The 25,634-nt window shown below is 45.8% G+C and carries 23 protein-coding genes; 7 read left to right on the forward strand and 16 right to left on the reverse strand.

The features are described from left to right. Positions 1–59: 59 nt before the first annotated feature. The 3 genes from ACM0OZ_RS35895 to ACM0OZ_RS35905 all read right to left on the reverse strand — a co-directional run bounded on the left by ACM0OZ_RS35895 (position 60) and on the right by ACM0OZ_RS35905 (position 3,389). On the reverse strand, positions 60–752 hold the full coding sequence (locus tag ACM0OZ_RS35895; protein ID WP_414587642.1) for a DevA family ABC transporter ATP-binding protein: 693 nt from the start codon (positions 750–752) through the stop codon (positions 60–62). A 136-nt stretch (positions 753–888) separates the two neighbouring features. After that, complete coding sequence (devC, locus tag ACM0OZ_RS35900) at positions 889–2,082, reverse strand: ABC transporter permease DevC (RefSeq protein WP_414587611.1); 1,194 nt, start codon at positions 2,080–2,082, stop codon at positions 889–891. Further along, positions 2,079–3,389 (reverse strand): HlyD family efflux transporter periplasmic adaptor subunit, encoded by a 1,311-nt coding sequence (locus ACM0OZ_RS35905; protein WP_414587612.1) that lies wholly within the window; start codon positions 3,387–3,389, stop codon positions 2,079–2,081. The genes devC and ACM0OZ_RS35905 overlap by 4 nt, the downstream gene beginning before the upstream one ends. Positions 3,390–3,957: 568 nt before the next feature. Here ACM0OZ_RS35905 and ACM0OZ_RS35910 point away from each other — a divergent pair. Next, the gene (locus ACM0OZ_RS35910) at positions 3,958–4,575 is read left to right on the forward strand and encodes a TetR/AcrR family transcriptional regulator (RefSeq protein WP_414587613.1); all 618 of its coding nucleotides are present in this window, start codon (positions 3,958–3,960) and stop codon (positions 4,573–4,575) included. Positions 4,576–4,759: 184 nt separating this feature from the next. Here the strand turns inward: ACM0OZ_RS35910 and ACM0OZ_RS35915 are convergent, their stop codons facing one another. The 6 genes from ACM0OZ_RS35915 to ACM0OZ_RS35940 form a co-directional block, all read right to left on the reverse strand. After that, a complete protein-coding gene (locus ACM0OZ_RS35915; RefSeq protein WP_414587614.1) occupies positions 4,760–5,458 on the reverse strand; it encodes an ABC transporter ATP-binding protein in 699 nt (232 codons plus the stop codon). Positions 5,459–5,487: 29 nt separating this feature from the next. Continuing rightward, positions 5,488–6,702 carry an ABC transporter permease gene (locus tag ACM0OZ_RS35920; RefSeq protein ID WP_414587644.1) on the reverse strand — a complete coding sequence of 405 codons (1,215 nt, stop codon included), beginning with the start codon at positions 6,700–6,702 and terminating at the stop codon, positions 5,488–5,490. Positions 6,703–6,819: 117 nt separating this feature from the next. After that, entirely contained in the window at positions 6,820–8,373 is a 1,554-nt protein-coding gene (locus ACM0OZ_RS35925) for an efflux RND transporter periplasmic adaptor subunit (RefSeq protein WP_414587615.1), read from the reverse strand. Positions 8,374–8,723: 350 nt separating this feature from the next. After that, positions 8,724–8,912 (reverse strand): hypothetical protein, encoded by a 189-nt coding sequence (locus ACM0OZ_RS35930; protein ID WP_414587616.1) that lies wholly within the window; start codon positions 8,910–8,912, stop codon positions 8,724–8,726. Positions 8,913–9,058: 146 nt separating this feature from the next. Beyond that, complete coding sequence (locus tag ACM0OZ_RS35935; protein ID WP_414587617.1) at positions 9,059–9,553, reverse strand: hypothetical protein; 495 nt, start codon at positions 9,551–9,553, stop codon at positions 9,059–9,061. Between the two features lie 211 nt (positions 9,554–9,764). Continuing rightward, on the reverse strand, positions 9,765–10,547 hold the full coding sequence (locus ACM0OZ_RS35940; protein WP_414587618.1) for an intradiol ring-cleavage dioxygenase: 783 nt from the start codon (positions 10,545–10,547) through the stop codon (positions 9,765–9,767). Between the two features lie 291 nt (positions 10,548–10,838). Here ACM0OZ_RS35940 and ACM0OZ_RS35945 point away from each other — a divergent pair, with 291 nt between their 5' ends. Together ACM0OZ_RS35945 and ACM0OZ_RS35950 are read left to right on the forward strand one after the other, a co-directional pair. Beyond that, positions 10,839–11,522, forward strand: coding sequence for a response regulator transcription factor (locus tag ACM0OZ_RS35945; protein ID WP_414587619.1), 684 nt, complete (start codon positions 10,839–10,841; stop codon positions 11,520–11,522). Further along, positions 11,519–12,985: a sensor histidine kinase gene (locus ACM0OZ_RS35950; protein WP_414587620.1), complete on the forward strand. Its 1,467-nt coding sequence runs from the start codon at positions 11,519–11,521 to the stop codon at positions 12,983–12,985. The genes ACM0OZ_RS35945 and ACM0OZ_RS35950 overlap by 4 nt, the downstream gene beginning before the upstream one ends. A gap of 34 nt (positions 12,986–13,019) precedes the next feature. Here the strand turns inward: ACM0OZ_RS35950 and ACM0OZ_RS35955 are convergent, their stop codons facing one another. Next, a complete protein-coding gene (locus tag ACM0OZ_RS35955) occupies positions 13,020–14,072 on the reverse strand; it encodes a YheT family hydrolase (protein ID WP_414587621.1) in 1,053 nt (350 codons plus the stop codon). A 157-nt stretch (positions 14,073–14,229) separates the two neighbouring features. Between ACM0OZ_RS35955 and ACM0OZ_RS35960 the strand changes: the two genes are divergently transcribed. Next, a complete protein-coding gene (locus tag ACM0OZ_RS35960) occupies positions 14,230–14,976 on the forward strand; it encodes a response regulator transcription factor (protein WP_041035005.1) in 747 nt (248 codons plus the stop codon). Positions 14,977–15,480: 504 nt separating this feature from the next. Here ACM0OZ_RS35960 and ACM0OZ_RS35965 read toward each other — a convergent pair. The 3 genes from ACM0OZ_RS35965 to ACM0OZ_RS35975 all read right to left on the reverse strand — a co-directional run bounded on the left by ACM0OZ_RS35965 (position 15,481) and on the right by ACM0OZ_RS35975 (position 18,590). After that, entirely contained in the window at positions 15,481–16,236 is a 756-nt protein-coding gene (locus ACM0OZ_RS35965; RefSeq protein WP_414587622.1) for a choice-of-anchor K domain-containing protein, read from the reverse strand. Positions 16,237–16,603: 367 nt separating this feature from the next. After that, on the reverse strand, positions 16,604–17,824 hold the full coding sequence (chlP, locus tag ACM0OZ_RS35970) for a geranylgeranyl reductase (protein ID WP_414587645.1): 1,221 nt from the start codon (positions 17,822–17,824) through the stop codon (positions 16,604–16,606). A gap of 151 nt (positions 17,825–17,975) precedes the next feature. Further along, a complete protein-coding gene (locus tag ACM0OZ_RS35975) occupies positions 17,976–18,590 on the reverse strand; it encodes a GAF domain-containing protein (protein WP_414587623.1) in 615 nt (204 codons plus the stop codon). A 262-nt stretch (positions 18,591–18,852) separates the two neighbouring features. On the opposite strand from ACM0OZ_RS35975, the gene ACM0OZ_RS35980 reads away from it, so the two are divergent. Next, positions 18,853–19,869, forward strand: coding sequence for a sulfate/molybdate ABC transporter ATP-binding protein (locus tag ACM0OZ_RS35980; protein WP_414587624.1), 1,017 nt, complete (start codon positions 18,853–18,855; stop codon positions 19,867–19,869). A gap of 139 nt (positions 19,870–20,008) precedes the next feature. On the opposite strand, the gene ACM0OZ_RS35985 is transcribed toward ACM0OZ_RS35980, so the two are convergent. Further along, positions 20,009–20,794, reverse strand: coding sequence for a class I SAM-dependent methyltransferase (locus tag ACM0OZ_RS35985; protein ID WP_414587625.1), 786 nt, complete (start codon positions 20,792–20,794; stop codon positions 20,009–20,011). A gap of 431 nt (positions 20,795–21,225) precedes the next feature. Here ACM0OZ_RS35985 and ACM0OZ_RS35990 point away from each other — a divergent pair, with 431 nt between their 5' ends. Next, entirely contained in the window at positions 21,226–21,753 is a 528-nt protein-coding gene (locus tag ACM0OZ_RS35990) for an STAS domain-containing protein (protein ID WP_414587626.1), read from the forward strand. Positions 21,754–21,949: 196 nt separating this feature from the next. Further along, positions 21,950–22,600, forward strand: coding sequence for a sugar transferase (locus tag ACM0OZ_RS35995; protein WP_414587646.1), 651 nt, complete (start codon positions 21,950–21,952; stop codon positions 22,598–22,600). A gap of 717 nt (positions 22,601–23,317) precedes the next feature. On the opposite strand, the gene ACM0OZ_RS36000 is transcribed toward ACM0OZ_RS35995, so the two are convergent. Beyond that, positions 23,318–24,301 carry an NAD-dependent epimerase gene (locus ACM0OZ_RS36000; protein WP_414587627.1) on the reverse strand — a complete coding sequence of 328 codons (984 nt, stop codon included), beginning with the start codon at positions 24,299–24,301 and terminating at the stop codon, positions 23,318–23,320. 108 nt (positions 24,302–24,409) lie between these two features. Beyond that, a complete protein-coding gene (locus ACM0OZ_RS36005) occupies positions 24,410–25,600 on the reverse strand; it encodes a hypothetical protein (protein WP_414587628.1) in 1,191 nt (396 codons plus the stop codon). Positions 25,601–25,634: the final 34 nt, after the last annotated feature.

Genomic DNA, 25,634 nt, shown 5'->3' on the forward strand with positions numbered 1-25,634 from the left:
GGCTAGCCCCCATAAATAGAATTTAGGGGCTAGCTCGCCGTTGTTATTCCGGTCTATTGCTATCCGACGGTAGCAGGGGCTTTTGCTAACTTACCATCTTCCATGTAAACAATGCGATCGGCTATATCCAAGATACGATTGTCATGAGTCACCAACAAAATGGTACAATCTTGCTCTTTTGCTAGCTTATGCATCAGGTTCACCACATCTCGACCCGACTTACTATCAAGGGCGGCGGTAGGTTCGTCTGCGAGAACAATTTTGGGTTGACTCACCAGCGCACGGGCTATAGCCACCCGTTGTTTTTGTCCCCCCGACAGGTCATCCGGGTAGTAATTGAGACGATGCCCTAATCCTACCAAATCTAGCATCTCGGCTGCGCGTCTGTGCATCTCTTGTGGAGTAACACTCTTGTGCAGTTCCAAACCCATCCTGACGTTTTGCAGTGCTGTTAAGCTACCGTGCAGGTTGTGTGCTTGGAAAATATAGCCGTGATTACGTCGCGCCAGTGTGAGTTGTCCTGCATTTGCACCACAGAGTTCTTGTCCTAACACCCGCAAACTCCCTTCCTGGGCTGAACGCAACCCACCTACCAAGGTCAGAAGTGTGGTTTTACCAGAACCAGACGGACCTGTCATAATAATAATGTCACCGGCGTTTATCTCCAAACTGATGTCAAATAGCACTTGTTTGCGGAGTTGACCTTTACCAAAGTAGTGGTTGAGATTTTGAACAGATATGACAGATTTCATAGTCATTAGTTATTAGTCATTAGTCATTAGTTATTAGTTATTAGTCATTTGTAGAGACGCGCCATGGCGCGTCTGTACATCTTCATTAGTCATTAGTTACTCTGTGCGTCCGGTGTGTCCTCTGTACAACATGAGTTTAGAACATATCGGCGGGGTCAGCAGATTGGACTTTGCGGGTAGCAATTGCGCCAGAAATCATACACATGATTATGGTCAGTACTTGTACCTGAATTGCTCTTGCCAAGGTCATGATCACTGGTAAGTTGGTGGCGTTCCGCGTCATGGCGTACAGTCCAAAGGATACGGTGACACCTGGTAAAAAGCCTAACACCGCCATAATGATTGCTTCTTCAAACACCACTCCTAGTAAGTAGGCATTGCGATACCCCATTGCTTTGAAGGTGGCGTATTCTTTCATGTGAGCATTGACATCGGTGGAAAGGACTTGATATACGATAATCACCCCCACCAGAAAGCCCATTGTTACACCTAGGCTAAAAATAAAGCCGATCGCAGTGTTTGTTTGCCAATAGTTCTTCTCAAATTCAATAAATTCCTCTTTTGTCAAGACTTTGACATCATTCTTATCTGCTAGCTGGGATTTTAAGGCAGTTGCGACTTGCTTTGGGTCATACCCTGGTTGCAGTTGAATCAAAGCCAAATTCACAGCCCCAGGCTGTTGTCTAGGAAATACTCGCAAAAAGTTTTGGTCGCTGGTTATTAAGGTACCATCAGCTATAAAGGAAGCTCCCACTTTAAATAAGCCATTAATGGTAATCGTCCGCCGTCCTATTTCGGTGGTGGCAGGTTTCCCCTGCTCAATTTGGGCAAATACCTTGTTATACTCTCCTCTAGAACCACTGTCAAACAGCATGGTATCTGGCATCTTAATCGCGTTTAATTGGCTGTTCACCTCTGGTAAATTAAACGCTGGTTTATCGGGATTGATCCCTATAACGAGTATGCCAGTCTGTTTGCGCGTTTGAGGATTCTTCCAATCGATAAAGCCAAGATACATTCCCTCTGCTGACTTCACCCCCGGTATATCCATTGCCTGCAATAGTCGTCGCCGAGAAAATGTAGACAAATATGCCAGGTTACGTGCTTGGGGACTGATGAGAAAAATGTCTGCCTCCATGCTGTGATGGAGTCTGGTGTTGCTGTCAAACAGGGCAGTCTGAAATCCCAGCTGCATGAACATAAGAACATCGGCAAAGGCAATGCCTGATAATGCTACCAAAAAGCGACTCTTGTGGTGAGTGAGTTGCAGCCATCCTAATGGCGTTCGCCGCCGTAGTTGCTGAATTTGCTGGAAGATAAGTCCAATCACAGTTCAATTACCGCCCTTACTTGCAAATTGGAGAATCTCGCAGATTTCTGACTGGATGGCTCATCAAGTCGTACATGGACTTCCACGACTCTGGAATCAATATTGCTTGTGGGGTCACTGTTAATAACATTCTGCCGTTGTACTTGCATCCCCAAACGATCCACAGTTCCCACCAATTGATCAGGTAGGGACTCACTCTGTAGCCGCACTCGTTGCCCTAAACGCACTTTGTTAATATCACTTTGGTAAACTTCTGCGACTGCATACATCTGACTAGTTTGCCCAATCTCTGCAATACCGTCACTAGTGGACACCAATTCTCCAGGACGGGTATTAATTTTGAGGACTTGACCTTCTTCGGGTGCTCGCACAAAAGCAAGTCTGAGATTTGCCTCTGCTCTTTTTACGGCTGCTTTAGCACGATTGACTTCTGCTTGGGCTGCTTCTACATCCACAGAACGGACTTCCGCAATTTTATTTAAGGTCGCCCTGCCTTCTGCTATTTCTTGTTCTCGGGATGTTTGGATGCGTTTGAGGTTGGCTCGTGCTTCTGCTATTTGTTGTTCTCGGGATGTTTGGATGCGTTTAAGGTTGGCTCGTGCTTGTGCTATTTGTTTCTGGGCTGTCGTGAGAGTCAAGCGCTTGCTATCCTGGAACGAAGCAGAAATCGCCCCTTGTTGATAAAGTGTTTGATAACGTCGGTATTCTGCTAGGGCATTGTTTAGCTGTGCCTCCAGTTGACCAATCGTTGCTTGTTGTGCCTCGATTTCCGTATCTCTTTCTGCCTCTAAGCGAGCAAGGGTTGCTTTTTGCGCTGGAATTTCCGTGTCTTGTTCTGCTTGGATGCGGGCAATAGCTGCTTTTTGCGCTTCTATTTCTCCCTGTTTGGCACCTGCTTTTACCTGCGCCAGATTTGCCTGGGCGATTCGTACCTGCTCTTGTGCTTCTGCTAGTGCTGCGGCGAGGCGATCGCGACTGTCCAAAATCGCAACTATCTGCCCTTCGTTAATCTTACTTCCTTCCCTGACCAGCAATTTTTCAACTCGACTCCCTTCTGCCGATGCTGGCGCAGAAAGTTTAATGATTTCTCCCTTTGGTTCCAAGCGTCCCAGTGCTGTCACCGTTTTGACTTGTACTACTGGAACCGCCTGCTTCTTGACTGCTTCAGCGTTGGTATTTCGGGTTTTTTGTACTGTGTAAACACCGACTCCTCCTGCTGTTATAGTTGCCAGTACAGCCATCAGAAGAGGTGGACGTAAAACCGGTTTGAGAGGAGATGGACCCTCGAAATTAGAGTTTTCAAGCATAGTCTGCTACCATTGGGTGTAAAACTAAACGGTTTAGTCTTATTTGTCTTATTTAGTCTTATAATATATCTAAACTAAACTGAATAGTTTAGTTATATTCCTAGCGGTTTTTATTGACACATATCAGGGCACAACAATTATCTTGCTCGTGCTTCGGTGGAGGTTGTCATCACTAGGAAACTGCTTGTCTTGGGTACACCCTAGCCACATACCTTATCTAAAGCAGGGTAGTGAAACCATACACCTTAAGTAGCATTTTAGGCAAATGTTTCACATTAATAGTGTTAAAAATAAAAAAAAGAATGAAACTCAAAAAGATTATGCAAGTCTCAAACTTATGGTGAAATTGTCCTGTTTGAATTTATGAATTTGTGCTTCCTGCAAAAGAGTTGCACGCTTTGCTCGCACAACCGGTAGGGCATATTTTGAATTGACCTTAAGTGATAATTTATACTTTAGATTATCTATCTAAATATATATTTAAAAAAGGTGCATTTCATGTTAGTAAACTCCAAAAAAATCAAGGAACTTATCGATAAGATTGTTTACACGACAGTATATTTGAAAAATGGTACGTGAAAGAGCTACTGAAGTTGAGCGCGACAGTTCATTAGATAAAGTTGAACAAATTTTACAAGGGGCGATGCATGAATTTCTCCTGCATGGCTACGCCGGTACTAGCATGGATAGGATAGCGGCGTGTGCTGGAGTTTCTAAAGCTACAGTTTACAGCCACTTTCAAGATAAACAAGGACTTTTTAAGGCGCTGGTAGAAAAACTGGCTCAAGAACGATTTCATTCCATCTTTGGTGCAGATCGGCTTGAGGGAGACCCGAAAATTGTCCTGCGGCGATTGGTAACAACAGCATTGAATGAAATGCTCAAAGATGAAGAGTTTCGTGCGTTTAAGCGAGTGGTGATTGGCGAGTCTGGTCGTTTTCCTGAGTTAGCCCAGTTGTGTATCGTATGCTTGATTAAACCGGCGATTGAGACTCTTAGTCAGTACCTGGCTTCTCACCCTGAACTCAACATACCTGATCCAGAGGCAACGGCACGAATTCTTCTTGGGTCATTGGTTCATTTTGTCATGACTCAGGAGATGATGAACGGTAAGGAAATTATTCCGATGGAGAGCGATCGCCTGATTGATGCTTTGATACACCTGATTCTCAAGTCAGCTGAATGATATTGATTGTGGGAGCGACGCCATACAAACTCTGCAGCTTCACTGACAAAATGGACGGTTTTCGCGTTCCGGTGCAGTAATTTGTTAGACCGTCGCAATCGCACGTGAAGATGCAAGAAGCTATAATACCTGTGAGGATTTGTACTTAAGGCTTTCACAAAATCTGGTTGTTAAAAGCATTTGTTCATACAAGACTGTTCGCGTGGCTTGCTGCTGGACTAGTTAAGCCATCTTTGACATGAATGATGCGGTGAGTTTGCTCGGCGACATCTGGTTCGTGCGTCACGATGACAATCGTGATGCCTTGACGGTTTAGCTCACTCAGCAAATCCATCACTTCCTGAGAGGTTTGAGTATCTAACGCTCCAGTGGGTTCGTCTGCTAGGACAAGCGCAGGGCGGTTGACGAGAGCACGGGCTATAGCCACTCGCTGCTGCTGTCCACCAGAAAGCTGGTTTGGACGGTTGAACATTCGCTCTGCCAAGCCAACGCGGGTTAAGGCTAGCTCTGCCCGCCGCCGACGTTGTGATTTGGGAACACCTGCATAAACCATTGGCAGCATTACGTTTTCTAAAGCCGTAGAGCGAGCCAGTAAATTGAACTGCTGAAACACAAAACCGATGCGCCGATTACGAATATATGCCAATTCGTCATTGTTTAGCGTAGTCAGGTTTCTGCCTTCTAGAACATAATGTCCGGATGTTGGGCGATCAAGGCAACCGATGATATTCATCAGCGTAGACTTCCCCGAACCAGACATCCCCATAATTGCGACATATTCTCCTTCCTCGATAGACAAGTCAATGCCCTTGAGTACCGGAACCTCGACTTCACCTAGACGGTATGTTTTCTGAATTCCTTCCATCCAAATCATGGTTGCCATATTAGGTAATCCTCTGCTTCAACAATGTTTTAATCGCTCCTCAGCGCCGCAATCGGGTCAAGACTGGCAGCATTGCGAGCCGGAATTACGCCAGCCAGAAGCCCAATCAGAAATGTCAAACCAAAACCAAGCAGGATCGACCACAGCGAAATCACGAAGGGAAATTTGAACAGGTTTGAGGCGGCGAAGGCGATCGCAACTCCTAGCCCAATCCCAATTACCCCTCCCATTGCCGCAATAATCACAGCCTCGGCTAAAAACTGGCTCAAGATGGCAGCGCTAGTCGCTCCGATTGCTTTGCGAATCCCGATTTCCCGCGTCCGCTCAACCACTGACACAAGCATGATATTTGCAATACCAATACCGCCAACGATTAAAGAAATTGCGGCGATCGCCACCACCATCACGGTAAAAAGTGACGCTGTACTGGTGAGCGTGTTGATGATATCGGCTGAATTCACGATCCTAAAATCATCCGTATCTCCTTCTTCGGGAAAAATCCCATGTCGTACCCGTAAGAGATTGGTAATTTGATACTGAGCAGCGTCTAGCTGATCCTGGCTTTTGACTTTGACATAAACTCCTCTCACCGCAAGTCCCTTGACAGAGTTGTTTCCCACTAACCGGGCAGACATATTGGTAAGCGGGATATAAATTTGTTCATCCGGGTTTTGTGGACCTTGCGCTCCCTTCGCTTCCATGACGCCAATCACGTCATAGGTTTGTCCAGAGATGCGGATTTGTGCGCCTTCTGCATTGCTTCGTGTCCCCAGCAGGTCATCTCGTGCGGTGGGACCGAGAACCGCCACAGGTTTTGCCCCATCGACTTCCTCTTGAGTGAAAAATCTACCTGTTTGGGGATGCGTGTTGCGTACATCTGGATAATTGACATCGGTTCCAATAATGGTCATCGAGTCGTTGTTTTGGGCATAGACGACTTGGGCATTCTGTTGCAGGAAAGCAGATACCTGTTCAACTCCTAAAACCTGCTGAGCGATCGCCTGAGAATCTTCCAAAGTTAATGTCGTTGCGCTTCCACTGCCCTGTCGCACCGCACCACTTCTGGCTGCACCCGATTGCACTTGCAAAATGTCGGTTCCGAGTGATTGTAATCGTTGCTCGGTTGCTTTTTGGGTGCCTTGACCAATGGCGGTAACGGCGATTACTGCCGTAATACCAATGATGATGCCTAGCATCGTGAGCACAGTGCGGAGTTTATTACTCCACAGCGCCTCAATCGCCATCGTCAGAATTTCAAAGACTGATACCGAAGAACTCTGGATGAGAGCAGAAGCCTGTTTAACCAGTGGTTTGCGCTTGCGTGATTTTATCATTGCTAAACCTTGTATGTAACACCAAGTCTAAAAACCACTGCGGGGACGACCACCACCGGGGGGAAAACCACCCATGCCGCCGGAACGACCACCCCTGTTACTGGAGTTACTATCTCTGTTAGAAGATCCTGGTGGCGCACTCACCAAAACTTTTTCATCTCCTTGCAAACCAGAGCGTACTTCAGTTTTGTCATTCACGATAACTCCGGTTTTCACTGGAACAAAGCGAGTGCCGCCGTTTTCCGTGAGTACCTGCACTCCGGTGCCGTTCTTCTGGCGTGCGATCGCCACCGTTGGGACAACAAGCACGTTATTCAATTTGCCTGCATCGAACTTTGCATTGACATTCATGCCCGGACGCAGGAGAGTTTCAGGATCGGTGAGGTCTACTCTGACTTCAAAGCTGGTAACATTAGAAGTCACCGTTGCCTGAGCCGCAACAGCCGCAACTTTCCCCTGAAAGGTTTTGTCAGGGTAAGCATCGGCTTTGATGGCGACCGACTGCCCTACCTTAATTCTGCCAATATCAGTTTCGGCAACATTTGCCACAACCTGATAGGTTGATGCGAGCGACAGAATCGAAGAAGAGGTTGCACTAGATACTGCACTTCCCGATGTGGTGGGTGTGACGAAACCGCCCGGATCGGCATACTTGGCAGTTACAATACCACTGAAAGGAGCACGAATAACTGTGTCTTCAATCTGCGTTTGAATCGTTTTCAGGTTGCCCTGTTGCTGAATCACCTGAGCGCGTGCGGAGTCAATGTCTTCCTGGCGTGTTCCCGCTTTCAGCAGTGCTAAAGCTTCCTGTCTTTGCTTCACCACCGCCTTTGCTTGCTCGATATCTTCTGTGCGTGACCCTGCTTTTTGCAATGCTAGCGCTTGCTGCGCTTCGTTTACCTGAGCTTGGGCGCTGTCTTTGTCAGCACGTTTCTGGTTTACAGTCTGAAGGGAAATGGCACCAGCATTGTATAGTTGCTGATTGCGGTTCAAATCATCTTGCGCTTTTGTTAAACTTGCTTGAGCGCTTTTTAAACGTGCCTCAGCCTGACCGATATCTTGAGGACGGTTACCTGCTTGTGCTTTTTGCAAATTCGCTTGGGCTTCTTCTAATTGTGCCTGTGCTTGAGCAATATCTTGCGGGCGATTGCCTGCTATTGCCTTTTGCAAATTCGCCTGGGCAGAAGCCAGAGATCCCTGTGCTTGAATCAGTTGCCCTTGAAAGTTTGAGTCATCCATGTATGCTAGGACTTGTCCTGCTTTAACATAGTCACCTTCCTTCACCAGCAAGCTCTTTAGCCGCCCAGAGTTTTTGGGGCTGACGTTGGTTGATTGTTTGGCTTTAATTGTGCCGTTGGCTGAGATGGTGATGGGTAACGTCTCTCGCTCGACTGGGACTGTCAGCATTTTGCTTCTGGCTTGCTGGCTTGTGGAAATCATCGTCTGACGGTAAACGAGATATCCACTCCCCGTCAGTGAACTGAGAATCAGTAACCCTATCAGCCACTTGGTTAGCTTATGTTTCATCAAGCCTTTTCCTGAAGGCTTGAATATAGTGGGTTGAGGAGAATCAAGTGTCATACGTTTCTTTGCACCTGGGTTGTAAACAACAATTGAGTCGTTGCAATGCCCTTGCTTCTACAAACCTTCCCTCAAATTTCTGGTGAGAGTGGAAAGAGCCGATAGTTTCAATTACGCCAGCCCAAGATGACGAATTGCCCTCTGCTTGAATTACAATTTTGTAATTTGTTTTGTAATTGCTACGCTTTAAAAATCCGTTTCCAGGTTCTAGTGAGAAAGTGACGCTGCTCAACCATGTGCAATGCAACCAGTGCCAGCAAAGTGTAGGACAGCCAGAAGTGTAGATTATGAGCGATTGCGCGGAGCGCAGTGCCTTCGGCAATCGCCATAATAGAACGATTCTCCTCAAACTAATTGGGCAACCTCACAAAAAAGAACGGAACATCATGCCCACCTGTGTTTGATAACAAAATGCCGCTCATCGGAACAATCAGCATCAACAGATAAAGCAGTTGTGGTGTGTAGCATAAAGACCTTGTATCGGTGGGAAGTAGAAAAGGCTTAGCGCTGTCAAGCCCTTGATACCAAGTTGCATTCATACAGGTAACTTTCTCTTTTTTTTCTCTGTGTTCTCTGCGTTCTGGAGCGGTTAATTCAGAAAATTCTCTCTTTGAACGCAACTTGGTATGACGCCTAAAACCAACGTTGTATCAACCAACTTCGAGTAGGAGCTTTGAATACTAAACTACCTGTTTGCAGGAGGACGCGGTGGAATGCCGAGTGCGTCTGTCAACTGTTGTTCAGTTACACCCAGCTTCGCCGCCGCCGCCTTAAAATCAGGGCGAGGAGGACGCCCATTTCTATCAGCTCCATTTGGAGGATTGGCAGGCACTCCCAGCGCATCCTTTAACTGTTGTTCAGTTACACCCAGCTTCGCCGCCGCCGCCTTAAAATCAGGGCGAGGAGGACGCCCATTTCTATCAGCTCCATTTGGAGGATTGGCAGGCACTCCCAGCGCATCCTTTAACTGTTGTTCAGTTACACCCAGTTTCGCCGCAGCCGCTGCAAAATCAATCCGAGGTCGTCGCCGCTGTCCTTGCGGTGGTTGGTTGGGCGCATCTGTTGCCTGTGCGATTTGATGCAATGGAGCTTCGGCATTTGCCTGATTGGGTAAAGTAAAAACCAATGTGCCAGCCAGAACGGAAATCGCTGTCACGACCAATGCTTGATTAATTTTCATGCTCAACCACCAAAAGATAGATTGTTTACATTTCTAATTAAGCGACCCCAAAATGACACTTCGCCCTGCTTTTGAATGACAGTTTTGTAATTTTTGTCATTAAACAAGATTGCATGCACTCAATGTTTATGAAAAAAACCACAGATGTAGGCGTAAGCCTACATCTGTGGTTCCAAATATCTTTAAACCGGAATGAGTGCAAGAAGTCTATTTAAGCCAAAGTTTGAAGTCCAACATCAAAGGTTGCTGCGTAGCCTTGTCCATTCTTGGTGAGCTTGAGCAACAATTGGTCGCCACCATCTTTAAAAATTCCGTCCTCAGCGTTGTTCTGCGTGCGCTGTCCCTTACTCGCGTATGGTGCCTGGGTGTATACGCGATCGCTAATCGAGTCATCAAAGTACAGCTGTGACGTAAACTCATAACGCTGTTCTGATGTCGCATCTGTGCGTACCTTAAAGTGGATATGGACCGTTCTGCCTGGATACCAACCAGGATAAATGGTTGTGAACTCGACAATTCCATTCGCGTCCGTCACTTGATAGCCGCGCAGGAACTTTTTGCCGACGGTATTGAAACTCCGGTCTGTCACGTCCGAATAAACGCCTAGGGCGTCACAGTGCCAAATATCCACGATCGCACCTGCTAGAGGCGTGCAGCCAGTACCGCTGATCCCAGAAACGCGAAGCGTCAGTTTGAGCGGCACACCGTCTTTCACCGAACCGTCCGACGGATCGGAGCGGATGTCGGAGCGGTTGAGCTTCTCGTCCACGAAATAGGGTCCTTCAGTCTGCTCCGGACGCACGATACATGCAGGTAAAGTAGCAGAATTGGCGGTCGATGATGCTGCGACGGCTACACTCGACTGTGCCTGCGCGGAGTTGGACTTTCTAGGTGTGCATCCAACCAGAAATATTGCACTTCCGGCTACCCTAAATAAAGCAAGTGCCTCTCTTCGACTTAAAATCCGACCTAATTGGCGATTATTATTTTTCATACTGCCTATTTTTTAAGTATATCGACACAATTCAACTGCAGACGCATATCCGTGCAGAGCCTCTGTGCTTTCCTTCTAAGGGTGCCGCAGGCAGAGGGTCGAGTGCAACAATCTGGTTTTAAATTCAGTGTATTTACTTATGTGTCTCCAAACTGTTTACATTTCTGATTAAGCAGAATCAAAATGACAACTTGCCTGCTTTCTGAATTACAGTTTTGTAATTTGAGCCAAAGGGTAATGAATCTAGAATAAAGCAATAGGTGAAGTCATAAATAGTTGTAATAAATAGTTGTGAACGTTCTGTTTGTCGAAGATGAAGCAAAAATTGCTAACTTCGTCCGGGCTGGATTGAAGGAGCAGGGATTTGTCGTAGACTACTGCGATAACGGTGATGAAGGGTATCTGCGGGCATTAGACAACGAATATGATGCGATCGTACTCGACATCATGGTGCCGGGAAAAGATGGACTATCAATTCTCAAACAACTGCGGCAGAAAGGTCGGAATGCTCCCGTGATTTTGTTGACGGCTCGCAATGAACTCGACGATCGCCTGTCCGGGCTGAATTTGGGAGCCGATGACTACATCGCCAAACCGTTTTTTGTGGAAGAGTTAGCGGCTCGAATTCATGCCGTTGTGCGCCGGAGTGTGGGCGATCGCCAAAATCTGCTTGCGGTTGGAGCGCTCAAGCTTGATCGCATCACACGAGAAGTTACCTGCAATCAACAGGCGATAGAACTCACCAGCCGCGAGTTTAATCTTCTGGAATATCTCATGCGTTCTCCCGGACGGGTTTTTACCCGTACCCAAATCCTGGAACACGTTTGGGGCTACGACTTTAATCCCAACACCAATGTCGTGGATGTTTGTATCCAGCGAATTCGTAAAAAAATTGACCCCATTGATGAAGCAGGCTGGATTGAAAGTATTCGAGGGGTTGGATATCGGTTTCGCAAGCCAGAGCCTCAAGCATGAAACTGCGTTCGTTTCGACTCCGGATTGCTTTATTGTCTACGGCTTTGGCTGGAAGCGCATTAGTAGGGTTTGGCGCAGTCTCTTGGTTCCAGATTTACAATGCTCAGATCAGCCGCCTCGATGCACAACTGTTTAATCAGTTGATGCGGGCAACTCGTCCACCCGAACGAGAGCGATGGCAGTTCTACGGAGACTCATTAACCTATGCCTTCGGAACAAAGACAAAAATCCCGATCGCACTGCTGGTGCTTGATCCAAACGGCAACACACTTTATCAATCCAAGGAAGTGCCTGCGGATCTCGACGTGAATCGTCTGCTGCTTAAGCGTCTTGAGTTGACTCCTCTGCCACCCTTTCCTAAACGTCAACCACCGCCAAAACTTGAGAGTACAAATCCATCCGCCTTTGCACCACCCTTGATTCCCCCACGCCCACCTCGATTCGTCACCCAGCAGACAGCAACAGAAACCTGGCGGATTGGGGCAGCTAAATTTCGCAATGTTCACGTTGCCATTGCTGTTAGCCTGCAAGCAGTCAATCAAGAGATGGCTACCATTCGCAATATCTTCCTTGTTTCAATTCCGGGGGCGCTTGTGCTGGTTGCCTCTGGGGCATGGTTGGTTTCTGGTAGTGCTTTGCGTCCCATAGGTCAATTAACGGGTGTCATTCAACAAGTGACGGTTAAAGGGCTAGATCAGCGGATTCCAATTGGGACAACGGATGTTGAATTTGTCGAACTGATTCGGGTGTTTAACCAAATGCTGGAACGCCTGGAACGCAGTTTTACACAAGCCTCCCGCTTCAGTGCTGACGCCGCCCACGAACTGAAAACGCCACTAACCATTCTGCAAGGCGAATTGGAACGAACGCTGCAACAGGTGAAGAACGGAAGTGAAATGCAACAGCGCTTAAGCAACCTGTTGGATGAGGTACGCCGCTTGAGTGGAATTATGCGGAAACTCTTGCTGCTGTCTTTGGCAGATGCGGGACAAATGAGCTTGTATCTGGTTGAGGTGGATATGTCTGACTTGCTCATCGAGATGGTAGAGGATGTGGAACTGCTGGCTCCCCACCTGAGTGTGCAAACTGATATTACTGATGGATTACGGGTACAGGGCGATCGCGATCTCCTCATTCAAGTTCTGCAAAACCTGTTGAGTAATGCCATCAAATACAATCTCGCCAACGGCTGGATACAGATTCACGCTCACCAAACTCAAACAACTCTCTACGTCACGATTGCTAATGCTTCAATTGATATTCCAGTCAGCGATCGCTCACGCATTTTTGACCGCTTCCATCGCGGTGATCCTGCGCGAACCCGCAAGGTAGAAGGAATCGGACTGGGACTCAGCCTAGCCCGTGAAATTGCCCGCGCACATCATGGCGACCTCATCCTTGACTCAACATCTTCTGGTCAAACAGCGTTCACCCTCACCTTGCCGATTACGTTACACAGTTGAGCGATGGCTTCCCACCAATCATCTCTTTGTGCGGCTAACCCTGCTTACCAATCCACTCTAAAATCCGATTCCATGCCCACCACTGGTCGGGGTCTTTTGCTTGGCGCTGGCACGTTTTACTACTTATATAGCCAACATGACCGCCGTAACGGGTTAGTAACAAATCTACCATTGGATTGTTAGCACAGGCGATTTGCAATTCAGGTATAATTGCCGGTTCAAAGAACGGGTCGTCTTCGGCGTATATAATCAAAGTTGGTTTTGTCAGGTTTCGCAGCAGTGGTAAAGCGCTACTTGCATCGTAGTAAGCTTCCACTGTCGGGAAACCCAATCGCCCAATCACGAGTTCCTCGTCAAAACCCCAGATACTGTTTGCTCTTTCAATCGCTTCGGGGTCAATAGTTCCAGGATGAGCATCATGAATTTGCCATGCGAGTTTTTTCAACTGTCGCGCGATCGCCCTCTCAAAGTACTTCCCTACCGGGTGCTTGACCAAAAAAGAGAGCGATCGCGCTGAATCCAAACTCGGACAAATGACTGCTGCACCGCCAATGTCGCTGTCTTCTAGCCCTAAATTTTCATCCTCTCTAGTTAATTCCACAGCAGCTTTCACTGCCCATAGCGCCAATTGTCCCCCCAGAGAGTACCCTGTAAACCAAAATTTTCCTGGGCATCCCATTGCTTTGGCTGCGGCGCTGATACGAACAAAATCCTCTCCTTCGTACAACCCATCACTTGTTAACGTTGGCGACAGCTGAGCTGTCTTACCGTGGGCACGCCAATCAAAGAGTACGACGGCATACCCTTGAGCATATGCTTTGCGCCCCAGCAGCCTCAGATACCATTGGTTATCCAAATCGCCTGTAATGCCATAAGTGCCGACGATAGTGCCATGAGCGTTTTCAGGGATAGCTACCCAGCCAAAAATCGGTACCTCTTGGGCACCTATAAAGATTTTTTCCTCGTAGGGCGGCTCTGGGTTTTGGGTTGTACGTTGCCAATCACGACTAGCGCAAACAGCGGTGTAGACAGTCAGAACAACACCGTTTTGCAAAAACCACCCTGGACTGTAAGAGGAGTCACACATTAAGACCGAAATTTAGTATAGTTTAAGTTTGGTTCCCTAATCCTTTAATCTTAATCTTTATGTTAGATTTAAAATATTTTTTATAATCAATAAAGCAATCTTTGTATCTACCAAAGGTTCTTATTTATCCTTAATAAGTAGTAATAAATTTTTACTAATGCCGAGGATTCTTGTCATAGACGATGACCCTGCAATTTCAGAACTCGTTGCCGTCAACTTAGAAATGGCTGGATATGATGTCAGCCAAGCTGAAGACGGCATCAAAGGTCAGGCGCTAGCTCTCCAGCTACAGCCAGATTTGATTATGCTCGACTTGATGCTGCCCAGGGTAGATGGATTTACCATTTGCCAACGCCTGCGGCGGGATGAGCGTACAGCCGAAATTCCCGTGTTGATGTTAACGGCTTTAAGCCAAACTCAGGACAAAGTCGAAGGCTTTAACGCTGGTGCAGATGATTACCTCACCAAGCCGTTTGAAGTTGAAGAAATGCTAGCACGGGTGCGGGCGCTCTTGCGACGTACTGACCGAATTCCTCAAGCAGCCAAGCACAGCGAAATTCTCAACTACGGACCGCTTACCTTGGTTCCAGAACGGTTTGAAGCAATATGGTTTGGTCAAACAGTGAAACTGACTCACTTGGAGTTTGAGCTTCTGCACTGCTTGCTGCAACGCCACGGTCAGACAGTTTCCCCCAGTGAAATCCTTAGGGAAGTCTGGGGTTACGATCCAGATGATGATATCGAAACCATTCGCGTACACATTCGCCACTTGAGAACCAAACTAGAACCTGACCCGCGCCATCCCCGCTACATCAAAACGGTATATGGTGCGGGTTACTGCTTGGAGTTACCCAGCTTACCTCAATCAACTGAAGGTGCTTCGACGACATCAGGAGTTGAGTAACGATCAAATAAGGGAGGTGATGACCGTGCGGAAAGTCGTTATGCTTCTTGTGCAGTCTTCTGGGCTGCTGATGGCTCGACCTGCTGCAAAGTGTCTCACATATTGGTTTCCAAGTCTGCCAAAAAGGGGCGCGGTTTGATTTGATGGAGGATAAACTTACTCTCGCGCCCCCCGTGATAGATGATTGCGCCTCAATTCGACTATCATTGTCTTTAAGTTGATTCAAAAAATTGACACTCTACGCTACGGAAAATTTAGAGAGTGCCAATAGTGTATCGTGTACCCAATTTGTTTGATTTCAAGACCGCCGACCCAGGGGTTTTAACCCCTGGTTATACGCAAAAGATGGATACAAATGATGTATAAGCGGTTAGCAATTTATCGTAAATTAAAGGGTCTAAGACCCCTACGTCTATACGTAGTCTCAGTTTCAGTTGGGGTTTAAATCCCCCTATGTAACTGTCTTTAATGCTGTACCTTATGAATGAGCGAATGAGCGAATTGTTAAGAGTTGTTTGCCCTCAAGGATTTCTTGCGTGTTATGAGGTAGATGCCTAGTACTGATAACCCAACTGTGCTAGCTGTTTCAGGAATTTTTTGCGGTGGTGTCACCCGAGTGATTCTGCCATAAAGAGCTGGTGTCGTTTTCTGATCTTCAAGAACACTAAATTCGCTAACACTTGTATTACCGCCATCTTGGCTAAAGCCAATGACATTCAGTAAGTACTCATTCCCATCCAACTTGAAACTGCGAGTGCCAAAATTTTCTTGGACATACACAGTATCGGCATCGTTGTCAGGATCTTCTCCAGAGTTCGTTGTATTATCAAGCAGAAAGCCGAAGTTGAGAACTTCGCGGAGATTACTGGGGTCGGTAAATGATAAAGTGAGATTTAAAGGTACAGAATCGACGTTTGTCTTTTCCTCAACCTTGCCGTTGTAGTATTCTAAAGCCCCTATCTTAAACAGTGAACCGACATCGTCTGTGGAAATAGAATTTCCAGTAAACGTCAGTTGATTTGCAGGTGTTCCATAGTTGTTTTCACGATCATCTGGACGAGGACGTCCCCAAGTAAATGTGTTAGTTCCCACACCAGAAAAAATGGGGTCGGTATTGCTCCCTGAATTAGGTGTTCCCCAGATACCACTCGAGTTGCCTAAAAAAGTTAGACCCTGAGCTTGACTGGAGAAACCAAGCGCTGTGATCACACTCACAGCAAAAGTTGACAAAGCAGTTGCAAAAACTGGACTTAGTTTCATAGCTAGGCTTTTACTCCTATTCAGGAGCTTGTCTCAAGTTGGTATCCCGTCCACCTTAGTAAATCCACGGAAAAGTTGCCAAGAAAGTAATTGAATTTTCATGAAATCTTTATATAGACTTTGTAAACTCTTATCAAAGCAACTCTCTTTTTAGATTGTTCATAAGGCTATTATAAGGATTTCACAAAATATTTAGTGTTATTGAAAGAATAACCATTACTTAACACATAACTTTTTTGGTCAGAAAAACATATAACAGTCAATAACCCACGGCTCAGCTGAGTACACCTATAATCGTGAGTTATTGACTGTTAAATTGACGAGGTACAAAGTTTTTTTTAAACTTCCCCACCTCTTCGTGTCCCTTCTAAGGAGCAAGGGCGTTACCGCGAAGTAAGCTACCAATAGTCTTGGCAGTAATTTTCAGCTGAGTGATGGGATTAGCCGGCACAACTGTTTTGTAGAGATAGCTATCAAAAGTCAGCCGTTGGACATCCAGATCAGCGCACATTTCCACAAAAGCTTCGCGGGTGGCGTCGGAACGATAAAATACGGATTGCAGGATATCCAGTACTTTGTAGGTCAGCCCGTATTTGCGATCCCAGCGCTTAATATACACCTTAAGGTCAGCTTCTGTAGGAATGCGGCTACCGCCATTCGACATTTCTACAATCGTTTCGGCACACATCCGTCCTGATTTGGCAGCAAAGTAAATGCCTTCACCAGAAGATTTGGTGACATAGCCAGCAGCATCACCCACCAAAGCTATTCTCCCAACAACGCGACGGGGACGCGGATGTTCGGGAATCGGGTGTGCTTCTACTTTGATAATTTGACCGCCAATCAGCTTGCGGGCTGCACGGGCGCGGATACCAGCTTGCAATTGTTTGATGCTAGCTTTGTTAACGTGCATCGTGCCAGTCCCTACTGCGACGTGGTCGTATTTAGGGAAAACCCAAGCGTAGAAATCTGGAGACACATCGTCGCCGACGTACATTTCGGCGAGATCTTCGTAGTAGATCATTTTATCTTTAGGCAGGCGAATGCGCTCTTGGAAAGCGATCGCATAGTTGTAATCCCCTGCATCCATTTCCTTAGCAATGCGGGAATTTGCCCCATCAGCCCCAATGATCATATCGACTTTCAGGGTTTTGGCAATACCTTGGGCACCGCCTTCTGTGTGGTCTACATAATGAATGGTATAGGGATCTGTATTGTTGCTGGGAATATCGAGTTTATGAACGGTGGCATTAATTAAATTTGCGCCTAATTTTGCCGCGCGATTCCGCAGATAACCATCTAGCACCTCACGGCGGCACATTCCTATATATTCGTCTTGTTTTTCTAAATTGATGTCAACCTCACGATTCGAGGGCGAAATCATTTTCATTTTCCGCACTTGGCGGTCAATAATATTCTGTGGCAAGTCAAATTCACTCACCATGCACAGGGGAATGGCACCGCCACAAGGTTTGGCATTATCTAGCTTGCGCTCAAACAGGTAGGTTTCAATTCCAGCTTTGCAGAGCGTTTCTGCGGCAGATGAACCAGCTGGACCGGACCCAACAACAGCAACCCGTAGTGTCAAAGGTCTTCTCCCAATCTTGACATTTACCGAAAGCATCGTATCACGGACTTTTGCTAGAGTCTGCACTCCACTTTCGAGATTTGATATAAACGCAATATTCCTTAATATTTCGCTACGAACACTTCGATTGAAAATTGGTCATTGGTAATTTTTATGCAAATTTTACGGTATTGACGCAAAAGGTGCGTTTATTGAAGCCGAGGAGATCCAACCAACCTTTCTGGTTGTCGCGAACCTGATCGAATTTCAAGAGTCCTGCATCCTTGATCTCTATTTTGAGGCGATGGGCAACGAGTTGCAGTTGCTGCACATCGCGCTCGGTGAATTGGTGAGGGTCTAAAGTGCCGACGTGCAGCACCCCGACCACTTCCTGATTGAAGGACACCGGGATGCCGACGAGCGATCGCAGACCCTTCTGGCGTAAAATAGGGCTAATAACCTCGACCTGGGCCAAGTTATTGACTATCATTGGTGACCTACTTGCGGCGATGCGACCAGCGACACCCTGTCCCATGGGGATACGGATCTGTTGTACGATTTCCTCCTCAAGTCCGAGGGTGGCGTACACAGCTAAATTCTGCCGCTCCGCAATAGGCAGCAGCAACGTAACGGTATCTACAGACATATACTCTTGCAGCCACGCGAGCAGCTTTTTCAAGGAAGCGGCTAGCTTTGTTGTCGTGCCGTTCTGCTCCCCAGCGACAAACACATCCCAGCCTCTATAAGGTTTTGGTAAACCAGTATAATCTCCCCAAAATACCATCATTACACTCCAGTAACTGTAAAATACTGACGTTGCTACGGTTGCATAAGCTCCCACCTCGCCTACTTTTCTCCTCTCCTAATCCCAAGGAAGTAAGGATTTAGGGAGGAGTTGGGGGCTGGGGGTACTTTTATTATTGACCCTTAGACAAACTCGATATGATAGCGTTAATCCAAAAGCAATGACTTATGATATATGTAATATACGCTAATCTTCTTCCTAAACCGTAGATTAGTTGCACAGGTGCAGTACCAGTGAGCATACTATGGGCATAGTAGTTGAGAACGTATCCAAACAGTTTGGCAGTTTTAAAGCAGTCGATGAGGTCAGTCTAGAAGTTAAAAGTGGCTCACTGGTAGCGTTGCTTGGACCGTCAGGTTCCGGAAAATCTACCCTGCTACGGCTGATTGCAGGTTTGGAGTTGCCAGATACTGGCAGAATTTTGCTGACTGGCAAAGATGCTACATATCAAAGTGTGCAAGAACGGAACATTGGGTTTTTGTTCCAGCACTATGCCTTATTCAAGCATCTAACAGTGAGGCAAAACATAGCCTTTGGCTTAGAGATTCGCAAAGCAACAAAAACAAAAGTCAAAGAGCGAGTCGAAGAATTGCTGGATTTAGTGCAACTACGTGGACTGGGTAATCGCTACCCATCGCAGCTTTCCGGCGGTCAACGCCAACGGGTAGCATTAGCACGGGCATTGGCAGTAGAACCCGAAGTATTACTCTTAGATGAACCATTTGGCGCACTCGATGCCAAAGTCCGTAAAGATTTACGGGCATGGTTACGCCGCCTCCATGATGAAGTTCATGTTACCACAGTTTTCGTCACCCACGACCAAGAAGAAGCGATGGAAGTCTCCGATCAAGTCGTGGTGATGAATAAAGGGCGCGTGGAACAGATAGGCACGCCAGCGGAAATTTACGATTATCCAGCGACAGCATTTGTCATGAGTTTTATTGGACCTGTCAACGTGCTGCCCAGCACAGCGCAGATTTTCCGGAGTAATGGGTTTGATTCTACACATCCAGAGACATTTTTGCGTCCCTCTGACATAATTGTGGAAACGACAGCCAACGGAGCTACGGTACCAGCTACAGTTAGTCGGTTGATACATCTAGGTTGGGAAGTCCAAGTGGAGTTGACCTTCAATGACGGACAAGTGGTTACAGCCCATTTGACGCGCGATCGCTTTGACGAGTTGAAGTTGGAACCGCAACAAAAGGTTTATGTGAAGCCCAAGGATGCAAAGTCTTTCCCGCTTTATTACTCGATTTAGTAGTATTGCTCCACAAAGAACAAGTTTAGCCTCAAATTCCTGGACGTGGAATGACTTTGCTACCTTTGCCAAACTTGCAAGGGCGCACGACCCGTTTCTTAACTGCTGCTCAAATGCATTTGCCCTCAAGTTATGAGGATTATGACTTGAGGGCACTGACTTCTAATTTCACCATACGAACATGTACTAATCCATCTTGGTCAAGGGGAATCCTTTGGAGGTATGTCTCCACAAAATGAGTGATAAAATCGCCCCGTTTACTCTCAGGAACGCTTTGTGTGAAAGGCATCCAGGTTGTGCGTATCCAACCTGCTAAACCCTCTTTACCAACATGCGTCATGTCTTTTGGAATTAACTCAAGCCGCTCAATGTTAAAACCAGCTTTTTCTAACCATAGTGAATAGTCCTGATCCCCGTAGAAGAAATAGGGATTCTGAAAGCCATCAAAATAGTGCTTCCAAGGTTCGCAGGAGATAAGTTCAGAGAAAACTTGCAAGATATCTGCCGCAGTACCCTGACCACCACATGCAATAACCAACCGACCCCCACGTCGCAACGACCGACTCGCACCTCCAAGAAATGCTTGGTGATCGTCAACCCAGTGCAGCGCCTCATTTGAAAAGCACAGATGGAACTCCTGCTCGAAATCGAGAGAACGTGCATCAACACAAGCGAAAGAAAGGTTTGCATATACATGAGCCCCATAGGTGCGAGTAGCATAAGCAATCATATCGGGGGAACTATCTATACCAACCACTCTGCCTTTGGGTAAAGTAGTTGCAAACTCAGCGGTGATTTTTCCATCTCCACAGCCGACATCCAGAACGGATTCATCACCTTGCAAATTAAGACTTTGCTTTAGTTCCTTTGCCCATTTCAATTGAGCATCCGAGTTTTTAGCATAGTCTTGTGGATTCCACTTCATACACTACTACCCAAGTTGAAATACAATCAATCCGTGAAGATGTCCTGACATCTTATCACACAGCTTGTTGCTGAGCGGACCTTTGTAAAGCAATCTCTCCTGCACCACCTTGAGGCTGCGGTAGTCCCACACCCGACGCACGACCCGCTAGGGCTTGCGCCCTCTAATTCTCGGTCAAACCGGCAGAAAAAATGAGCGGATCGTGAGTACTTAAGTGTAAGGTAGCGAAAATGACTAACCACTTCAAGTCACTTCGGCTCTCAAATCCCCACTGGAAAGGCTTTGTCGAAGTACGCATTTTTTACTTGCTAAATATCGGCTCATATCTTAAAGAAAGCTTTACCGTTATAACATAATCTTTCAATCATATTTTTATAGGTTTTTACCTCATATTAATTATCGTTTTTATCTTAGAAAGGGATAATAAAAAAGTGAGGTTTGAAAACAATAAAAAATCACTCATAAAAAAACATTTAAAAAAAAAGCAACAATTGTCAAATATGGAATCAAGATTATTTACGGCTTACCAAAGTTGCCGCAATCAAAAAGTTTTAAAGTCTCTCAATATGCAATTTGTCGAACATACAAGTACGTTCCTTAACAAGAATACAGATATAGAAGCCAGCAATAATCATAATTTTAAGTTTATTGTGCTTCAGCCTCAGAGACGTTTTGATATGCAGTATGGGAAGGTTTTAGAGAAAGAACTGGCTGATTTAATTCCTCAAACTTACTATTTCTTGGTGATTGATCTAGGCCAAGTCGATTTTATCGATACTTCCGGATTAAGGGCTCTAATGAGGGGATTTTCCGCTACACATTTCAGGAAATGCCGCCTTGTAATGTGTAATTTACAAGCATCTATCCGGATGATATTTGAACTAACTCAATTGGATTCAGTGTTTGAAATTTTTGAGAGTTACGAGGCAGCCCTGACCACGGTTAACGCTCAGTTATGAAGTAAGCTAATCGTTCTTCAAATTACAACTTCGCGTCCCGCTTCATCAAACCAAATATGCTTAGGCAATCTTATTCAAGCCGAGCATATTGTTGAAACTACAAGCTTTATAGCTGACGGAATTCGTAAACTAATCCACTGAAACTGTGATTACCATGTTTAACCTTTTTACTTCTTACGCCATTTACATACCAGTTATGGATGATGCCTACACCCCTGATTTCACCAAACTTCCTGTTCATCCTTCTGTAACAAGCAAAGTCAAGCGTATAATTGACATCTTGGGTGCCGTTGTAGGGTTAGGGATTACTGCAGTCGTCGCGATTCCTCTTGCTATAGCTATTCAACTAGATAACCCTGGTCCTATCTTTTACACTCAAATTCGCTATGGTTTAAACGGTCGTTGCTTTCAGATTTGGAAATTTCGCTCTATGGTAGTCGAGGCTGATCGACTCAAGCATCTGGTTAATAATGAAGCCAAAGGTCATCATATCTTCAAAAATGAAAATGACCCTCGCATTACCCGTGTGGGCAGGTTTCTCCGTCGCACCAGCCTAGACGAACTCCCTCAGTTTTGGAACGTGCTGTTGGGAGAAATGAGTCTAGTCGGCACCCGTCCTCCCACTCCCAATGAAGTGATACACTACTCAAGACACCACTGGGAACGGTTGAATGTCAAACCGGGTATTACAGGTGAATGGCAGGCTAATGGTCGCTCTAGTATTAAAGACTTTGAAGATATTGTTCGCATGGATTTAGACTACCAACGTAAGTGGTCTATTGCCTACGATATTAGTTTGATGTTGAAAACTTTAAAGGTTGTGTTAAATAAGAGCGGCGCTTGCTAGAGCACTGATTCAGTTAGGGATTTCCAACAAATAAATTATCCAATCTTGTCTGGGGTGGAGAGAAGTCCGAGGGTCGGTTTCCTCCGAGCCTCCTTTGGAGGAGCTGAGTGCCTTTGGCACTCGCGTTCGCTAACGGAACTTCGGGGCATCCCAAAGCGCCCAGTTTCTAGGACGCTCCTCAATCCATTGGTGTCAATTTAAGCTAAAACCCTTCTAAAATCTCGTTTCCAGGTGGAACCTGGAAATGCCGTTGAAGCGGCAGAGCCGCTGTTAAGACAGGCAGAGCCTCAAGTTATGCATTCCCAGCCTCAGGCTGGGAACGAGGCAATCTCTAAAAGCTTGTTCTATGCTGGTTTTCACCTTAAGTTGACACGTATGTCCCCAGTCCCTGAAGTTCTGAGTCTCCGGAGGAGACGCTACGCGAACGGAGGAAACCGACCCTCAGACTTCTCTCCATCCCACAAGAAAAAGTTGGATATTTTTTGAAGGAGAAGTCAGAAGTCAGAAATCAGAAATCAGCAATGCTTGCAGTGGAACATTCAAATCACAGACACAATTGTAGACCACCAATTTTACAATTTGCTGTGGTTTTTCACCATTTATTCTTCCCTTGCGTCGCACAGAATTCAGCCCTGTATGCTGGCGACTGGTACCTCTATTCTTTCTTGTTAAGACTGACTTAAAACACTGAGTTTTTAGGTTAATTTAATCATAATTTTACATAGTGTAGTAAGATTTGTACCATTTGACAAAATGTTCTAAACCGACGTGCAGTGGAGTACTGGGTTTGAAGCCAGTATCTTTTACTAAATCATCAATATCAGCGTAAGTCTCTGGAACATCTCCTGGTTGGAGGGGAACTAATTCTTTCTGGGCTTTTACCCCAAGGTGGTTTTCTAAAATTTCGAGAAAGTCAATGAGATTAACGGGCTGATTATTACCAAGGTTGTAAACTTTGTAAGGTGGTGAATTTGCCCCTGCGTTTGTATTGGGTTTCCTGTCTATAACCCGAGTAATTGCCTCTACGATGTCATCAATATAGGTAAAATCCCGGCGCATTTTGCCGTAGTTAAATACCTTAATTGGCTTTCCACTTAAAATTGATTGAGTGAATAAGAAATATGCCATATCAGGTCTGCCCCAGGAACCATAAACTGTAAAAAATCGCAGACCTGTTGTTGGTAACTCATACAAATGACTGTAGGTATATGCCATTAATTCATTAGCTTTTTTCGTTGCTGCATAAAGGCTAACGGGGTGATCAACGCGATCGCCTACAGAAAATGGTATTTTGGTATTTGCACCATAGACAGAACTTGAGGAAGCGAAAACTAGGTGTTTTACTTTTGTATGACGGCAACCTTCTAGGATGTTTACAAAGCCTACTAAATTGCTATCGACATAGGCATGGGGATGCGTGAGTGAGTAACGAACACCTGCTTGAGCTGCTAAGTGAACAACTAATTCAGGCTTCCATCGGGCAAATAATTCTGCAACATCCGCTTGATGTGCAATGTCCAGTTGGAAGAACTGAAAATCTTTGTGATTAAAAAGTTGAGCTAGGCGCGCCTGCTTCAAGCTGACGTCATAGTAATTGTTCAAGTTATCCACACCAAGGACACTTTCACCCTTGACTAACAGCTTTTGGCTCAAATGAAAGCCAATAAAACCTGCTGCTCCTGTGACTAAAATTCTGCTCATATGAGAACCTCTTAATACTTTTTACGCTCGCGTTGTTGAATCCAAATATGAATCATGCGATTGCAAGGGAAAGCAGTGCCCTCGTGCCCAATCGCTCATTCTATGCCCTTATTGCCTTTCTAGGGACAATAACGTTCTCGATCTGCGTAAACGATTTTTTAAGGTACTTGGCAAATAAGCTTTCAATGTGTTTACACGCCGATTGCGTCTTATGGTCTTTTCTAATGCCGTAACCCACGAATCAGACATAAAGTTATCTTTGGCAGCAGCTAAGATGGGATCGTATTCGGTTAATTGCACTTCTTTAAGACCTCGAAGACTCAAAATTTCTCGCTCGCTAACATCTTGTTCAAAGCATGGAGGCAAACCGCTTCCAACGACTCGGAAATTCAGAATAGTCCGAATGCATTTCTCACAACGTCCACAGTTACGGTCTTTTTGATCACCTTGCCAGCATACTCTGAGATTTTGTAAAGCTTCGGGCCAATTAGCAATCTCCTTAACTTTTTCTGTTCGGGTAAAGCCTGAACCATCATGAACGATTTGAAAAGTGCGACTGGACAGTAGCGGATCTGTAATTGGATTTGAGCCATAGGGTAGATTGAGTGCATGGTATGGATCCGAGCTAGGAATCAAACCAATCGAGTAGCCACCCTGTAACAGCATTAAGCAAGAAGCAACTCCTACCCCGTGTGCATCATCCCAATTTTGCTCTATATCTCGGAAGTTAGTTGCCATAGGAATAAGTTCTAGATTCAAGCTAGCGAGCATTAATTTAGACTTTTGTGCTGCATACTCAAATATCTGCGGCTGCTGTAGTGGAATGTCGAGTCCGTGAACCATCAATCCTGCATGTAAATTGCGCTGTACCCTGCCACAACGCTTTTTGGCGTGGCGAAACGCCGTAAAGCAACTATCTACCCCGCCTGAGAAAGCAGAAATTGCTCTCTCAATCGTGTGAGCTGTAGGCTGTTCTTTCTCAACTTCAGCGGTGATTTCGATTTGCTTATAACGCCTTGGTTTCCAACGCGCCCATACTGCTTGGAACTCTGCAAGATTTTGCAGTAGGGAGGGAGAAACTTCACCATGAACTACCACATCAGATCCTTGGTTCATAGCTATGAAAATGGTACCAACAACAAAAGGATCGCAACTGGGTGTTATCAGAGAACTTTGTTGAGCTGGAACACGATACCACAAAGGAGTTTGTACCTGGTTGGGAGTCTCAATCAAGACACTAACAGTGGTTGAGTCATTGACTGTTGTCGTCTGTTCTTGCCAAATATGAGTCTGAGGCATAATTGAGTTTTCTATTATCTGAAATGAGTATGAA

Origin of the sequence: Scytonema sp. PCC 10023, from assembly GCF_963920835.1 — a bacterium.
Lineage (GTDB): Bacteria > Cyanobacteriota > Cyanobacteriia > Cyanobacteriales > Nostocaceae > Kalymmatonema.